This window comes from Cohnella sp. GCM10012308 (genome assembly GCF_042649185.1).
In the GTDB taxonomy this organism is placed as follows: Bacteria; Bacillota; Bacilli; order Paenibacillales; family Paenibacillaceae; genus Cohnella.
Genome location: NZ_JBHRYU010000001.1, coordinates 335,936 through 352,448, shown reverse-complemented (window position 1 = coordinate 352,448; position 16,513 = coordinate 335,936). Strand labels below are relative to the sequence as shown.

At 57.5% G+C, this 16,513-nt stretch carries 11 protein-coding genes; 8 read left to right on the top strand and 3 right to left on the bottom strand.

The features are described from left to right. Positions 1-58 precede the first annotated feature (58 nt). From ACFOTD_RS01710 to ACFOTD_RS01690, 5 genes are all read left to right on the top strand, one after another. The gene (locus tag ACFOTD_RS01710) at positions 59-961 is read left to right on the top strand and encodes an ABC transporter permease (protein WP_378115120.1); all 903 of its coding nucleotides are present in this window, start codon (positions 59-61) and stop codon (positions 959-961) included. Continuing rightward, positions 955-1,815, top strand: a complete 861-nt coding sequence (locus ACFOTD_RS01705; protein ID WP_378115118.1) for a carbohydrate ABC transporter permease — start codon at positions 955-957, stop codon at positions 1,813-1,815. Before ACFOTD_RS01710 ends, ACFOTD_RS01705 begins: the two co-directional genes overlap by 7 nt. Positions 1,816-1,886: 71 nt before the next feature. Continuing rightward, complete coding sequence (locus tag ACFOTD_RS01700) at positions 1,887-3,467, top strand: extracellular solute-binding protein (protein ID WP_378115117.1); 1,581 nt, start codon at positions 1,887-1,889, stop codon at positions 3,465-3,467. A gap of 56 nt (positions 3,468-3,523) precedes the next feature. Then, on the top strand, positions 3,524-4,306 hold the full coding sequence (locus tag ACFOTD_RS01695; RefSeq protein ID WP_378115679.1) for a phytanoyl-CoA dioxygenase family protein: 783 nt from the start codon (positions 3,524-3,526) through the stop codon (positions 4,304-4,306). 106 nt (positions 4,307-4,412) lie between these two features. Further along, a complete protein-coding gene (locus tag ACFOTD_RS01690) occupies positions 4,413-7,232 on the top strand; it encodes a golvesin C-terminal-like domain-containing protein (RefSeq protein ID WP_378115115.1) in 2,820 nt (939 codons plus the stop codon). A gap of 437 nt (positions 7,233-7,669) precedes the next feature. Here ACFOTD_RS01690 and ACFOTD_RS01685 read toward each other — a convergent pair whose 3' ends face one another. Beyond that, positions 7,670-8,614, bottom strand: a complete 945-nt coding sequence (locus ACFOTD_RS01685; RefSeq protein WP_378115113.1) for a transposase — start codon at positions 8,612-8,614, stop codon at positions 7,670-7,672. 285 nt (positions 8,615-8,899) lie between these two features. Further along, complete coding sequence (locus ACFOTD_RS01680) at positions 8,900-9,787, bottom strand: AraC family transcriptional regulator (RefSeq protein WP_378115111.1); 888 nt, start codon at positions 9,785-9,787, stop codon at positions 8,900-8,902. A gap of 131 nt (positions 9,788-9,918) precedes the next feature. Here ACFOTD_RS01680 and ACFOTD_RS01675 point away from each other — a divergent pair, with 131 nt between their 5' ends. Next, positions 9,919-13,275, top strand: a complete 3,357-nt coding sequence (locus ACFOTD_RS01675) for a DUF5107 domain-containing protein (RefSeq protein ID WP_378115109.1) — start codon at positions 9,919-9,921, stop codon at positions 13,273-13,275. A 94-nt stretch (positions 13,276-13,369) separates the two neighbouring features. Here the strand turns inward: ACFOTD_RS01675 and ACFOTD_RS01670 are convergent, their stop codons facing one another. Continuing rightward, the gene (locus ACFOTD_RS01670; protein ID WP_378115107.1) at positions 13,370-14,185 is read right to left on the bottom strand and encodes a helix-turn-helix domain-containing protein; all 816 of its coding nucleotides are present in this window, start codon (positions 14,183-14,185) and stop codon (positions 13,370-13,372) included. A gap of 185 nt (positions 14,186-14,370) precedes the next feature. Between ACFOTD_RS01670 and ACFOTD_RS01665 the strand changes: the two genes are divergently transcribed. Further along, a complete protein-coding gene (locus ACFOTD_RS01665; RefSeq protein WP_378115105.1) occupies positions 14,371-15,180 on the top strand; it encodes a phytanoyl-CoA dioxygenase family protein in 810 nt (269 codons plus the stop codon). 136 nt (positions 15,181-15,316) lie between these two features. Continuing rightward, positions 15,317-16,336 (top strand): SGNH/GDSL hydrolase family protein, encoded by a 1,020-nt coding sequence (locus tag ACFOTD_RS01660; protein ID WP_378115103.1) that lies wholly within the window; start codon positions 15,317-15,319, stop codon positions 16,334-16,336. Positions 16,337-16,513 lie beyond the last annotated feature (177 nt).

Sequence of the window (16,513 nt, the reverse complement as noted above, 5' to 3'; positions counted from 1 at the left end):
ATACACTAATTTCAGATAACGCTTACATCCAAGCCGAGCCATCTGAAAGGAGGATCGTATGGCCCTTACTGTCCTGCGAAAATATTGGCCCTTTTATGTCATGCTGCTGCCCGGCGTAATATTTTATCTCGTCTTTCGGTACCTCCCGATGTACGGCATGGTGATCGCTTTCAAGGATTTTTCGATGACGGACGGCATTTTGCACAGCCCCTGGGCGAATCCCTGGTACAAGCATTTCCAGACGTTCTACGAGTCGCCCTACTTCGGGGAATTGCTGCGGAATACGCTGCTGATCAGCCTATACAAGCTCGTCTGGGGCACGATCCCGCCGATTCTGCTCGCGCTGCTGCTGAACGAGTGCCGGGTTCGCTGGCTGCGGTCCATCGTTCAGACGCTGACCTATATGCCGCATTTTCTGTCCTGGGTGATCATTTTCGGAATCTTGATCGCGCTGTTCTCTCAAAACGGCGGCATCGTGAACCGGTGGCTCGTCGAGGCCGGCGGCAGCTCCTATCCTTTCCTGACGTCGACCGAGACGTTTCGCAGCGTGCTGGTCGGATCGGAGGTTTGGCAAAATCTGGGCTGGGGAGCGATTATCTACCTGGCGGCCATGGCGGGCATCGATCCGACGCTGTACGAGGCGGCAAGAGTGGACGGCGCAGGCCGGCTACGGATGATCTGGCATATTACGATCCCCGGTATCCGCAGCGTCATCGTTTTACTGTTTATTTTAAAGCTCGGCCATCTGCTCGACGCCGGCTTCGACCAGATTTATATTCTCTACAATATCCAGGTGTATCCGGTCGCCGACATCTTGGACACCTGGGTGTACCGCACGGGTCTGCAGCAGCTGAATTTCAGTCTTGCCTCCGCGGTCGGGTTGTTCAAATCGCTGATCGGCATGGCGCTTGTCCTGTTTGCAAACAACGTGGCCAAGAGATGGGGGGAAGGGATATGGTAAAAGGCCTGGATGACAGATTGTTCAACATCTTCATGTACGCCGTACTCGTATTTTGCGCCCTGCTGGCCATATTCCCGATCTTGTACGTCATCTCCGTATCGATCACGCCTTTCGGCGAGGTGCTGCGCAACGGGGGATTTATTCTTATCCCCAGGGACGTAACGTTTTCCGCTTACAAAACGCTGCTGACGCAGTCGAATCTGCCGCAGGCGTTTAAAATCACCGTGCTGATCACCGTGGTCGGCACCGCCGTCAACCTTGCATTGACGGGCCTGATGGCGTATCCGCTCAGCCGCAAAAACTTGCCCGGCCGCCGGCTCATTTTGCTGATGATCGTCTTCACGCTGATTTTTAGCGGCGGCCTGATCCCGACTTATCTGATCGTCAAAAACGTCGGCCTGATCGATTCGATCTGGGCGATGATTTTGCCGAATGCGATATGGAGCTTTAACGTCCTGATCATGAAAAGCTTTTTCGAGGGTCTGCCCGAGGAGCTGTTCGAATCCGCGCGCCTCGACGGGGCCAAGGAGTTCCGCATCCTGTGCCGGATCGTCGCGCCGCTTTCGGTACCCGTCATTATGACCGTCGGCTTGTTTTATCTTGTCGGCCACTGGAACGAGTTTTTCCAGGCGATCTTCTACGTGACCGACCGGACGCTGTTCCCGCTGCAGGTGATCGTGCGAGAAATTTTAATGCAAAGCCAGCAGCCGCTTGAAAATGCCGAAAATATTACGCCCACGCAAACCATGCAGATGGCTTCCGTCATGATCGCCAGCCTGCCGGTGCTCGTCGTGTATCCGTTTATCCAGAAGTACTTCACCAAAGGCATGCTGCTCGGCTCGATCAAAGGGTGACCCGGTCGCCGTCCGGTTACTGGCCAGACGGATGGAGGCCGCTCCAATATAGCGTATGAAAGGGGTTCGCCATGTCCTCGAAATCAATCAAACGGGCGTCCGCTCTGTTGACGTCCTTCGCGTTGCTCGGCGCCGTCGTCTCAGGGTGCGGCAACGGAGGCGGAAGCGAAGCCTCCTCGTCGCCTGCAAGCCCGTCGTCCGCATCGAATCCGCCAAACACGGATTCCGCATCGCCCACTGCCAGCGCCAATACCGACAAAAAGATCAAGCTGGAAGTGATCGAGACCGGCAACAATCTTCCTCCGCCCGATCAGGACATCATCAAGAAGGAACTGGACAAAGCGCTGAACGTCGATTTTAACCTGACCGTATACGCCTCCGGCGACGACTACAAAAATCAGCTGAACGTCCGGATGGCCTCCGGCAACTTCCCGGATTTGTTCGCGCTCGACAGGCAGCAGCTGATCGAGTTTTCCAAACAGGGCTTGCTGCTGGACTTGACGCCCTATATGGACCGGCTGAAGCAGGTGACCGATTTTATCGGCGAGGAAAACGTCAAGAAAGGGGCGGTCGGCGGCAAGGTTTACGCGATATCCAAAAGCTCGCAAATTCCCTACAACACGTACTTCATCCGCAAGGATTGGCTCGACAACCTGGGACTGGAAGTGCCCAAGACCATCGAAGACCTGAAGGCCGTAGCGGCGGCCTTTACGAACGACGATCCGGACAAGAACGGCAAAAAGGATACGTTCGGTCTGACGGGGGCCGAGTTGAACGGGGCGTTCGCGCCGGTATTCGGCGCCTTCGGCGTCGGTACGCCGGGCTCGGTCTATGAAAAGGACGGCAAGCTCGTAAACGCGCTGTACGATCCGGCCATGAAGGATGCGCTCGCCTTCATCAAGGATATGATCGCGACGGGCTCCGTCGATCCGGAGCTGCTTGCCAATACGGCGATGCAGCATCAGGAGAAGGCGTTCAAGGGCCAGGCCGGCATCATCTGGATCGATTGGCCGAACATGACGAAGGAAAACATGATCGAGCAGATCAAAGCCGTTAACCCGAAAGCGGAATGGATTCAGATCGAGCCGCCGGCCGGCCCTGCCGGAAAGTTCGACGGAGCCTGGGAAATCGGCAATACGCCGGGACGGTACGCGATTCCGAAGGCGCTCGAGAAGGATCCTGAGAAACTGCAGCGCGTATTCGATCTGCTGAACTATGTGTCCGATCCGGCAGGCGGATCGATGCTCGTGCAGTTCGGCGTCGAAGGGACGCATTATACGAAGGACGGCGACAAAGTCGTCATGACGGATAAGGCGGGCGAAGTCGGCTACTCGTGGCTGTACCAGTTCACGGGCCGTCCCGAAATGGCTTATTTGCAGTCGAAATTCGTGCCGCAGGCCGCATTTATCAAATTTGCCAACGATCAGCCGCGCATTCAAACGCTGAACGGGTTCGTCGATCTGCCCGAGGATTATGTCGCCTCCGACGCAGACCGTTATATCAAGGAAGAGCTCGCGAAGTTCGCGTACGGGCAGCGTGACCTGGGCGAATACGACAAGTTCCTCAAAACCCTCGAAACGACGATGAAATATAAGCTGTTCATGGATGCGGCCCAGGAGCAGCTCGCCGCGCTCGGCTACGGAAACAAATGAATAAGAGCGGAGGTGCAAGCGAAGTGAATCAAGAGATCGACCGCAAGCAGCCGGATATGCCGGCGCTGAAGAGGCAGTTCGAGGAACAGGGCTATCTGCTGCTGCCGGGCGTGCTGGACGAGGCGCGGGTCAGGCGGCTGAACGAGGCGGTGGACGCCGTCTTGGCGGAGGAAGAGGAAAGTCTGTCCTACAATATTTATAACAGCGTGGAGCGCCATCCGGAATTTCTGTCTCTGATCGACGAGCCGACGGTCCTGCCGCTGGTCGTCAACCTGCTCGGCTACAATATCCAGCTCCATATCTCGCATCTTACCGTGAGAAAGCCGAATCCCGAGCTGAAGAAAACGGCGACGAACAGCTTTATCGATTGGCATCAGGACGGTCCGCATCCCCAGTTCCCTAAAACGAGCGGACTGACCGCGACGTACTATATTAAGGCCTGCTATGTGCTGAGCGATATGTCGGAGCCGAACCGGGGCAATACGAAGCTGATACCGGGAAGTCACAGGAAGCCATTTGACCCAAACCATAAAGACGTAAATCTCGAGCTCGAGGATGAAATGCAGCTGTGCGGCAAGCCCGGGGACGTGTTCCTGTTCGCGCAAAACGTATGGCATGCCGGCGCTCCCAATACGTCCTCGTTTACCCGCCGCCAGCTGTTCATGGGCTACAGTCCGCTTTGGATGCGGCCGATCGATTATCATCAAGCCTCAGGCAAGCTGCTCGAGGACGCAGATCCGATCCGCCGCCAGCTTCTCGGCAGCATCAGCGACGACAAGTTCAAATATTATGTCCCGCAAGAATCCATGGTGCCGCTCAAGGCGCTATACCAGGTCTGAATAACCCGCAGTTTTATTCGTAGAAAGCGCTGCAGACGAATCCCGTCTACCGTGCTTTCTTTTTTTATCCTTTGCTTGTGCAAGTCATTTTGGGGAGGCGAACATCATGGAAACTCGGCATACGTTTCGTTTTTGGCCGCTCCTTTTGGCTTTCGTATTGGCAGCCGCATTTCTTGTTCCGACCGCCAGCATTCATGGCGAACAGCCCGGAGCCGTGCTCCGGACCGGCAACTATTATTTCAGTCTCGCGCCCAATGGAGGCAATTCTCCGGACTACAACGCAACGGGGATCATCCCTGCTTCTACGGGCAAGCTGCTCGACGGATCGGCGACGACCTATGCGGGATGGATGGGCAACGGCAGCTTGCCGGGAACGGTGCAGGTCGTTATCGATCTGCTTAAAGACTATCCGCTGGACCGCATCAACGTCGTCATGAATTCTCCGAACAGCTATTGGGGGTTCAAGGAGATCGTCGTCAAATACCGGCCGGAGGCGAATACGGATTATTATTATCTGGCCGGGAAGCATGTCAGAACCGGTACCGCGCTCAATTACGCCGTGAACTTTCCGCTTCACGATGCCGTCGCCCGGTTTATCGTCATCGACATGAAGCGGTCGCATGCTTACCAGCACATTCCGCTGAGCGAGGTGCAGATCTATCGGGGCGTCGGAGACGAAGGGCAAAGTCCCGGGCCCGCATTGACGCTAACGGAGCTGCAGGACGAGATGAAAAAGGACGGCCTGATGGCGGACCGGTACGGGCAGTGGATCTATGACGATTGGCCGGGCAAGGTGACGACCGACGCGCAGCTGCAGCAGGAATATGCGACAGAAGCCGCCGCGCTTGCGGACGTCGAGCTGGATTCGGATATTTACGATCCGTACGGCGGAATCAAAGCGCTGGAGAGACAGACCGCGAGCGGTTATTTCAGGCTTCAGCAGATCGACGGCATTTGGTGGTTTATTACGCCGGACGGGTATCCGTTTATTATGAAAGGCGTCGATGCCGCCAGCATTTGGGAGTGGGGGTACGGGACGCCGCTCAAAAAATCGGACGGTACGCCTCGACGGGTGTTCGAGGAGCTCCCCGACCCGACCCTCTATGCGGATGCTTATTCCAATGACGCCAACGGCGAACGGGTAAGTCTTTTGACGACGAATATCATGAAAAAATACGGCTCCGACTATGAAGCGAAGTGGGAGGATATCACGAAAAAGCGGCTGATCGACTGGGGCTTTAACGCATTCAGCAAGTGGTCGAAGCCGAACACGCTTACGTTTCCTTACCTGATGGTTCTGCAGGACCCGCCCACGCTGAAAAGAATCGATTGGACGTACGACGTTTTCGATCCGCAGGCCGAATCGACGATCGAGGCTTCGCTTCAGACGCAGCTCCAGTCGGCGGCCAGCGATCCCTGGCTTATCGGTTATACGTATGATAACGAGGCGGGTTGGAACGCCGACATCGTCGCGAAGGTGCTGGGTTTCGGCGCGGATTCGCCCGCAAAGGCAAAGTTCGTCGAGCTGTTCGCCGAGCGGCATAATCAGGATCTCGCGGAGACCAATCAAATACTGGGGACGAACGCGGCTTCGTTCGAGGATTTGAAAGCGGTTCCGATCACGCTGTCCAAGGTTCCTTCCGCCGACGTATCGGCCTTTATCAAGCTTGCGTCCAGAACCTATTACTCTACGGTCAGAGCGATTATCGCGCGTTACGATACGAATCATTTATTTCTGGGCTCGTCGGTCGTGCCGACCTGGCGTACCAGCCTTGATTGGGATGCGGCATCGATGGCTTACGTAGACGCGTTCTCGGTCGACAATTATACGAACGATCCGAATTGGATGGCACGCTATCAGGACTATGGCAAGCCGCTGCTTAACCTGGAGCATACGTTCAGCACGACCCAGCACGGTCTGTCCGCGGTCAATGCGGCAACGAGCGTTCCGACTGTCGCGGACCGGGGGCTCAGCTACAAAGCCTTTGCGGAAGGTCAACTGAATAACCCGCTCTTTGTCGGCTCCGGGTGGTTCTCCTACTACGATCAGGCCGTGACCGGACGGAAGGACGGCGAGAACTTCAACATCGGCCTGGTCAATCAGCAGGATCAGCCGTACGCAGATATGATCGACATTATGAAAACGACCAATGCCGGACTGGAAGCCGTGCACCAGGGCGCCGAACAACCTGCTGATCCGGAGGTTCCGCTGGACATTATCGTAGACAATCAGGACAGCGGATTCGTCGCGGATGCGGGCTGGGTATCCAGCAGCTATTCGGCATCACGCTTCGGCGCAGACTATGTTCACAGCAACAAGCTGGCCAATAAGAAGGCGACGTGGACGCCATACGTGACGATTCCAGGCGAGTACAACGTCTATATGCTGTGGAATGCAAGCGCGGACCGCGCCTCGTCCGCACGCCTGGAGATCGGATACGACGGCGGTACCGATACGACAAAAACCGTGAATCAGAAGACGAACGGCAATCAATGGGTATGGATCGGCGCCTACCCGTTTGAAGCCGGGACAGACCAGTATGTAAAAATAACGTCGGCGTCCACGACCGAGTATACGATCGCCGACGCCGTTAAATTCTCGTTAGCTTCCGCGGATCCGTTCGGCGCGACGCATAATCCCGTCCCTTCGAACGGCACCGCAGATCCCGTCGTTGCTCTGGACGAAACGGACGGAAGCCACGTTCAAACCGGGAGCTACCTGTTAACGGGCCAAGCGAACGAGGGCGTCAAGCTGGAGGTTAAGCTGAACGGCGCAGCGCAGACGACGCCATACGGAACGCGCTATGTGAACGTATTCCAAGTTCCGCTTAATCTGACGGAAGGGACCAACACAATCAAGCTTGCGGCGACCAGCCGGAGCGGAAGGACGTCGGAGCTGACGCTTAATCTGCTGGCTTCAGATTAAAAATTCACCTGTGTCCAATACGGACCGCCGGTCAGGCGCGAGCGCTGGCCGGCGGTCTGCGCTTGCATGCGCTTTTCCGCTGCAATCGCTCGATCCGAGGCACGTTCGACCGGAGCTAGCGATTATGCCCCGAGAGGAACCTATGCCAGACTTTATGCTGGGGCGTCCATCGCTTTTTGCAGCGTTTGAACGATATCCCCTTGCGTCATGTTGTTGCGTCACGTCGGTGTGTCAGGCTGTTGCGTCAAGTTGTTGCGTCAGGTCGTTCTGTCAGGTTCGAGACGGTATGGGTACGCAGCTCCCAGTCAAATCCACCACTACGCTCAAGTCCAATCCATCAAATCAAATCCATTTCATATCGTTTCCGCTCGCGATGGAATATCCCGTTCGAAAAGGCAAGCTGAAAAGCGAGGAGGGTTGCACCCGACGCTTCGCGCCTACATGGCACGACGATTAGGTTGCATGGGACGCCTGTAACCCCACTTTAACGGACGTATGCCGGATCTAGGTCCAACCAGGCCCCGGTAGGTAATTCTGCTTGTCGTACCGCAGCATCCGATGAGCTCGGCCAATGCTGTAGCTCGGCATGACAGGCGAAAAGAGAACTCGTTCAAATAGGCCTGAAGATGCTTCGGGCCTATTCCGCCGAACGTCCAGGAAAGCCAGCGCACCGCTTCCCGCCAGGCGATATGTAGAGCCGTCCGTCCATGGTGGCCGCGCTCGAGCCTTGTCACATGTCCGGCAGGAAGCCCGCCGAAGACATGTTTTTGCACAAATCGCTCCGCGGCTTCCTCGCCGTCCGTCAATCCTCTTCTAGCCGTATCGCTTCCTTCCGGCCCGTCGACGGCTTTCATTTTAAGATGAACGAGTTGCTCCGCTTCATTGAGAGAGGCGCCTACCACGACCGGCTGGGGCTTTAATGACTCTTGGGCGTGGGAGCTGCCAAGATGACGGTGGTATTCGTAGCCGTAAATTTCCCCAAGCAGGTGTACGGCCCCTTCGAGCGGACGATCGCGATCCCATTGGCCGATGGCGTGACGAAGCTTATGGTTGATCAGCCACGCGGTCTTGTACGTCACCTGGATCAGCTCGGCCAGAAGCTTGGCGCTGATGCCGAGCTGCATCAAGTACATCGCATGGAACCACTTGGTGAGCGGCGTGCGGGAGCCCTCCAACGCCGTGCCGGCCGTTAGTGAGGTCTGATGGCAGCAGGAGCGGCATTCGAAAAGCCGTCGCCCGCGAGACGACACCTCATAATATTGAGAATGCGCGCAGCGGGGGCAGCGAAAACCATGGGGCCACTTGGCGGCGAAAAGAGCGCCCTCGCAGTCGTCCTGACGATAAACCGGCATTGAATCCAGAATCGAAATACGACTGGGCACAGAGCTGTCTCTCCTTTAACAGGAACATTTGTTCTTATTATAAACGAAAAATGAAGCGATGTACAAGGGACGAAAATGTTTTAAGGGGAGCGTGAATAGTCAGCGGTGGGGGGGGCGACAGTGTCAACCGAGGTCATACAGCTAAAATGAGCATAAGCGCTGAGATGAATGACTAGCATGGCGAGGCTGCGATCCTTGCGGACCTTGCGGACCTTACCGAAGGGGATATCGTTAAAACGGCGGAAAGACAGGTGTCTTTAGCCGGAAGAAGCACGCCCGGTCCGCTCAGCCCTTCGGCACCCTTCGATAATCGGTTGGCGATGTACCCATCAGCTTTTTGAACATGCGCGAAAAGTAATACGGGTCTCCGAATCCGACGGCCGCGGCGATTTCTTTGACGGACAGACCGGTCAGGCTCAGCAGCTGGCTAGCTTTTTGCATTTTCAGGCGCAAATAATAATCGATCGGCGGAAAGCCCGTCTCCTGCTTAAACAGGTGGATGAGGTGCTGTTTGGACAGGCCGGCATGCTTAGCTAGCTCGGGGAGCGTAACGGTAACATGCAGACGGTCGTTCATGAAGCGAATCGCCCGCGACAGATCCTCTTCGCGCTTGCGATGGCGGGGAGATCCTGACGCGCTTAAGCCGATCGCGCCGAGCAGCTGCCCAAGCGTCAGGGAGACATGGACCTGCGCGGGCAGCGAGTAGGGCTTGTCGGCCAGCAGGCCGTAGCATCGCTCGAAGCTCTCCGCGAAGCCGGCTCCAAGGGCGGCTGGCATCGGGATCGGTTGACCGGCCAGCCCGTAAAGCGCCAGATGAGCGCCTACCTGCCCGCCTCGCAGGTGAAACCAGTATATGCTCCATGGCGCCTCCTCGGAAGCGCCGTAGCGATGGGGCGCTCCGGCGGGAATGACAGCCAGATGACGCTCGGTCAACGTATCCGTTCTACCGTCTTGCTCGATCCATCCGGCTCCTTCCGCGCAATAAATGACGATATGCGAGTCGCATCCCTCCGGACGTTCGCGATAATGATGACGCGCGCGGGGGAAGTAACCGATATTGCTCACGTAGAAATTTTTGGTCAGCTCGAAGCCCGCCAGCTCGGAGGCAAGGTAGTCAGGCAGCACGAGCAGCTTTTCTTCGGGAAAGCCCTCTGGCTTCTGAACGGCATCCATCACATTACCCCCACTCAATGGCGTTCGCTAACGAAAATCCGAATATGATCCATCATAAACCGAATTACGTTCATTGGCGAGTGGCATGGTCTGTCGTAAAGTGAAGCTAGCATAAGGAAGGGGGAATTATTTTGAAACAAGTAACTGCTACTGCGGAACAGCATGCCGTACGCATCTGGGAAGCGGACGTCTCCATTCCGACCTACGGCATCGGCGCGCCGGACCGCAATCCCATGTTTCTGGAGAAACGCGTGTACCAGGGAAGCTCCGGCCGCGTGTATCCGCATCCGGTCGTCGACAAAATCGAGGACGACAAGAAGCCGCAGCGCTATCGGCTCGCCATTCTGGAAAACGAATATCTTCGCATCGAGATCATGCCCGAGCTCGGCGGCCGCATTTACCGCGCGCTCGACAAAACGAACGACTACGACTTCGTCTACTATAACCGCGTAATCAAGCCGGCGCTCGTCGGTCTGGCCGGTCCGTGGATCTCCGGCGGCATCGAGTTCAACTGGCCCCAGCACCATCGTCCGAACACGTACGGCCCGGTCGAATACAAGCTCGAGGCGCGCGAGGACGGCGCCGCCACGGTATGGGTGAGCGAAATCGATCGCATGTACGGCACGAAGGTGACGGCCGGCTTTACGCTGCATCCGGGCAAAGCTTATCTGGAGATCTCCGCGCAGCTGTACAACCGCACGCCCGAGCCGCAGACGTTCCTATGGTGGGCGAACCCCGCCGTCGCGGTTAACGACCATACGCAATCCGTATTCCCGCCCGACGTAACGGCCGTGTTCGATCACGGCAAGCGCGACGTATCGCGGTTTCCGATCGCCACCGGCACGTACTACAAGATGGATTATTCGGCCGGCGTGGACATTTCGCGCTACCGCAACATCCCCGTGCCGACGTCGTATATGGCGTACAAGTCGGATTACAATTTCGTCGGCGGCTACGATCATGGCGTTCGCGCGGGCTTGCTGCACGTCGCCAACCGCCATGTGTCCCCGGGCAAAAAGCAGTGGACCTGGGGCAACGGCGAGTTCGGGCAAGCGTGGGACCGCAACCTGACGGATGAAGACGGGCCTTATATCGAGCTCATGACGGGCGTATACACGGACAACCAGCCGGACTTCACCTGGCTCGCGCCATACGAAGAGAAGTCGTTCAAGCAATACTTCATGCCCTATAAAGATATCGGCGTCGTTAAAAACGCCACCGTCGACGCGGCCGTTAATCTTGAAGTCGACGAGAAGGCGCGAGAAGCGACGGCGTCGGCTTATGCGACGTCCCTTTTCGAAGGCGCAGTCGTCGAGCTGCGCGGCAGGAAGCGCGTCTACTTTCGAGAGATTGTGACGCTTTCTCCGATGGCGACGTTTAAGACCGTCGTGTCGTTGGATGAGGACGACCGTCCGCATGACTTGACCGTATCGATCGTGAGCGCGGAGGGGCGCGTGCTGGTAGCGTACCGTCCCGCAGCGCCTTCCATCGAGGAAGTGCCGGAGGCCGCCAAGCCGCTGCCCGAGCCGCAGGAGCTGCGCACGAACGAGCAGCTGTACTTGGCGGGCTTGCATCTCGAGCAGTACCGTCACGCGACGTTCGAGCCGGAGTCGTATTACCTCGAAGGCTTGAAGCGGGATCCGTCGGATATCCGGATCAACGTCGCTTACGGGACGCTGCTGTTGCGCCGCGGCCTGTTCGAAGAGGCGGAGCGGCATTTTAAAACGGCGGTCAAATCGCTCCTGTGGCGCAATCCGAACCCGTACGACGGCGAAGCTCTTTATCAACTCGGTTTGGCGCTGAAGCTGCAGGGCAAGGACAAGGAAGCGTACGCAGCCTTGTACAAGTCAACCTGGTCTGCGGCCTGGCAGGATGCCGGCTACTTCACGCTCGCGCAGATTGCCGCCGCCAAGGGCGTCTATGACGAAGCGCTGGAGCTGACCGAGCGCTCGATCGTACGCAACGCCCGCAACTACAAGGCGCGCCACTTAAAGGCGGCGATGCTGCGCAGAATGGGACGCCTGGCAGAAGCGGCCGGCTATGCGGCGGAGACGCTGACGATCGACGTCGCCGATTTTGGCGCGGCCAACGAGCGAATTCTCGCCTTGAGCGCGGCAGGCGATCGGGCCGATGCGGCCTTGGCCCGCGAGGCGCTGATACGGCTGATGCGAGGCGACCCGCACAATAGCCTCAGCCTGGCCGGCGATTATGCGTCCGCTGGCCTGAATGAGGAAGCGATCGAGGTGCTGAACCGTATCGCGCCCGATGCCGCGGCCGAGGCGTATCCGATGGTGCACTACGCGCTCGGCTATCTGCACGAAGCGTCCGGCGATGCGACACTCGCCGATGAATATCGGAAGGCCGGACGCGCGGCGAACCCTGCGTACTGCTTCCCGAACAGCCTGTTCGACCTGCTTGTGCTGGAGAGCGCGATCCGCGCAGACGCGGCTGACGACAAGGCGAACTATTACTTGGGCAACTGGCTGTATGACAAGAAGCGCCACCAAGACGCGATCGCGGCCTGGGAAGCGTCGCGCGCGTCGAACGACGGCTTCCCGACCGTCCATCGCAATCTGGCGCTCGCTTACTTCAATAAGCTGGGCGACGCCGACCGCGCGCTCGCCTCGCTCGAGCGGGCGTATGCGCTTGACCAGGACGATGCGCGCGTGCTTTTTGAACTCGACCAGCTGCATAAGAGGCTGGGCTTCGCCCCGGAACAGCGCATCGAGAAGCTGCAGCCGCACAAGGACAAGGTCGACCGACGCGACGATCTGTACCTGGAGTTCGTCTCGCTGCTCAATGGGATGGGCCGCCAAGACGAAGCGCTTCTGGCGCTCGAGGCGCGCCGCTTCCATCCCTGGGAGGGCGGAGAGGGCAAGGCGACGGGACAGCATGTGCTGGCGCATGTCGAGTCCGCGAAGCTCGATCTTGCCGCGGGGCGCTACGAGGACGCGACAACCCATTTGCAGGCAGCGCTCGTTTATCCCGAAAATCTGGGGGAGGGCAAGCTCGAGGGCGCGCAGGAGAACAACATCCATTATTATCTGGGACTTGCCTATGAAGGCCTCGGGATGTCCGAACAGGCAACCGCAAGCTATCGCAGCGCTTCGCAAGGACTCGAGGAACCGGCGAGCGCGATGTATTATAACGACCAGCCGCCGGATATGATTTTCTACCAGGGGCTGGCCTGGCGCAAGCTCGGGAACGAGAACGAGGCGAAAAGGCGCTTCAACAAGCTGATCGATTATGCCGAGCGGCATCTGAACGATGATGTGAATTTCGATTACTTTGCCGTATCGCTGCCGGACTTTCTGGTGTTCGAGGACGATCTGGGCAAACGGAATTTGGTTCATTGCCGGTATATGAGAGGACTCGGTCTGCTCGGACTCGGACGCGAAGAAGAAGCGAAGGCGGAGCTCGAGGCGGTGGCGGCTCACGATGTCAATCATCAGGGCGCGCGCGTTCACCTGGCGCTGGTCGGCCGTTAATCATCGCCGGCCTGGTACATGCGGCGCACCAAAGGTTTGGAACGCAAGAAGAGCGGGCGATCCGCTCTTTTTGCCGTTGCTGCATAAAGAACGCTCATACGCTGTCCGGTCGCTCCTGCTTTCTGAATGCGCTCGGATTCGTGCCGGCCCATTTTCGGAATTGATTCATAAAGTGGTTGTAATTATGAAAACCGACATCGTAGGCGACCTCCGCGGCGCTGCGATCCGTATGCTCCAGAAGCAGGGCCGCCTGACGGATTCGCATCCGGTTGAGCGCATCGATGACGGAAAGGCCCGTTTGCGCTTTAAACAAATGCGACAAGCGGGAGGAAGACAGCCCGATCGCCTTCGACATCGTCTCGATTTGAACGGGACTCCGCATATGCACCGACAAAAAATGGATGGCATCCACGACCCGCGGATCGAGCTTGCGGCTCTGTCTTTGCGCCAGCAGCATTAAAATTTCGCGCAGCGAATTCAGGCACAGGTCGTGCCAGTATTCGCTTCTTTCTCTGGCGTCGGAGAGAATCCGCCGGAAGGCCTCGTATATTCTCGTTTGCACGGAGCCGGGTTCCAGCGAATGAACGGATAAAGGCTCGGCCGGCAGCAGCTTGTCCCCGATCGACCTGGCGGCAAAATGCGCCCATACGAAGTTCCAATCCCCTCCTTTTGTCGTACCGTACGTATGCGGCGTGCCGGGACCGAGCAGTACGATATCGCCGGGCGCGCAATTTTTCCGATTGCCGGGCACCTCGAAATAGCCGCTGCCGCCTAGCGTATAAGCGATCAGACAATCTTCCATCCCTTGCGGCCGGCTGGTAACGTAGCTGTCGTCGACCTGAAAATGTCCCGAAAGAATGATGCCGGAGGAAAACCCGCTGTACTGAGACGGCTTGTCGAACTTTTCCATCAAATATCTCTCCTTGCAGCAGACGTGTTGCTTCCAGCATAGCGCGCAGCGGGCCATATATCCAGCGGATAGCAGAATCGTGTGAGTGAAAAGCAGGATTGCTACTCCCCGTTCGAGCGCGAAAAAAATATACTGAACCTGTAGGAACGGAAGAAAAGCATATCCGATTCGGAGGAGGAGAAGGCATGGCTTATGCGCTTCAGAGCTTGACCGAGGAGCAGAAAAACAAGTTCGAAAACGAAGGCTTTCTTATCGTAAGAGGGCTATATAATCCGCAGCAGCTTCAAGAAATCAAGGATACCTTCCAAGACATCGGCCGCACGGGCGTGCCGGGCTATTACGAGCCCGATATGAACGCAGGCGAAGACGAACCGCTAAAAAGGTACCCGCGGGTCATGCACCCGCACCGCTTTAACGACACGGCTAAAAGGTATATGCTGCATCAGCCGGTGTTAGCCGTATTGGAGGATTTGTACGAGGAGCCGCCGCTGGCCGCGCAAAGCATGTTTTACTACAAGCCGCCCGGGGCCAAAGGCCAGGCGCTGCATCAGGACAACTTTTACTTGAAGGTGGAGCCGGGCAACTGTATCGCCGCCTGGACCGCGGTCGACGAGGCGAACGAGGAGAACGGCGGCATGCTGGTCGTGCCGAAGACGCACGATTACGAGATCGTATGTCCGGAGCACGCCGATGCGAAGGAGTCGTTCACGACCCATTTCGTGAAGCCGCCAAAGGACCAAAAGGCGATGCCGGTCGTCATGGAGCCTGGGGACGTACTATTTTTTAACGGGAATCTGATTCACGGATCGTATCGCAACAAGACGAAGGACCGATTCCGCCGGGCGTTCATCTGCCATTATGCCAACGCGTCCGCTACGGCAATCGGCCAATATTACCGGCCGCTATATCATGCAGACGGGACGGAAGTGGAGCTGGATCTGAATGCCGACGGGGGACCTTGCGGCGTCGAATTCGAGACGATGTATCCGCATTGAGGGCGGCGCGCCCCGGCGGAGCGCGAAGGACTGCGGCGAAGCGTCGTTTCAAGGGGGTAAATAAGGCTTAAGGCTGAAAAGGATGTTATAATGCCATAACATACCATTTCATTGCTTATAACCCAAGGAGACGAAAATGAGCCAAGCAACCGCTTTTTGGACAGACCCCGCCTATTATCGCAATTTGCTCGCATTGAAGCAGACATCTTACGGCGTGCAGCCCGTTCGGTTCACCGAGCGTCAACTCGCGCACTTCAGCAGCAACGAAGCTTACCGTCTTCGTTCTCAATGTCCGGCCGGCATCTGTCTCGTGTTGCAGACGGATGCCGAATGGCTGGAGTTGGACGTGATGGTGGAAGGCACGGTCCGCGACTACGCGCAAGCGATGGCAGCGGTTAACGGCCGGTGGACAAGCCTTCAGACATGCGAGCCGCTCGGCGCCTTGCCCCGCTCGGCGACGTTCCGCTTCCTGCTTCCGCCGACCGGAGAGGCCGGCGAATCGAATAAGGTCGAGATTTATTTGTCGCAGTTCTCCCGGCTGTCGGTCGCCGGCGTCCGCTTGTCGCCCGGCGCTTCCGTCGCACCCGCGTCGGAGCGGTCTTCACGCAGACTGCTAAGCTTGGGGGATTCGATCACGCAAGGCTTCGACAGTCGCAATCCGGCAGGCGCCTATCCCGTCCGTCTGGCAAGGCTGCTTGACGCGGAGCTGCTCAATCAAGGCGTCGGCCAGCACGACTTCGATCCGGATAGCTTCGATCCCGCGCTGCCCTATGAACCGGATCTGATCACGGTCGCGTACGGCGTCAACGATTGGGCAAAGGACAGATCGTCGGAAGAGATCGCTGCCGATGCGGGAGCGTTGTTGACCAAGATCGCGACCCGCTATGACGGGGTTCCGATTCTCGTTATTACGCCGATCTGGGCGCATCATCAAGACGAACGCAAAGCCGCGGGAACGCTGTCCGACGTTCGGCGGACGATCGCGGACGCTGTCGCAAGCGCAGACGGAGCCGGAGGCCATGTCCATGTCGTCGACGGCACCGGTCTCGTGCCCGGATCGCCATATTTGTTCGCGGACGGCGTGCACCCGACCGAAGAGGGCTTCGGCCATTACGCCGTCGAGCTGCATCGCCATGCGAAGCGATTTTTCAGCTAGCGTCGTTGTATAAGGATAGAAGTAAACCCGCGGCAGGCGATTCCGCGGGTTTTTCTTTTGCGTGACGATATAGTTTCAAACGCGTTATTAGCAGGGCGATAGGTGCGTTTTCCGGACACGTTCAATATTTAATAGCGCTTTCATTAGGATATTCATAGGGTGCTTTGCTCCTCGTCA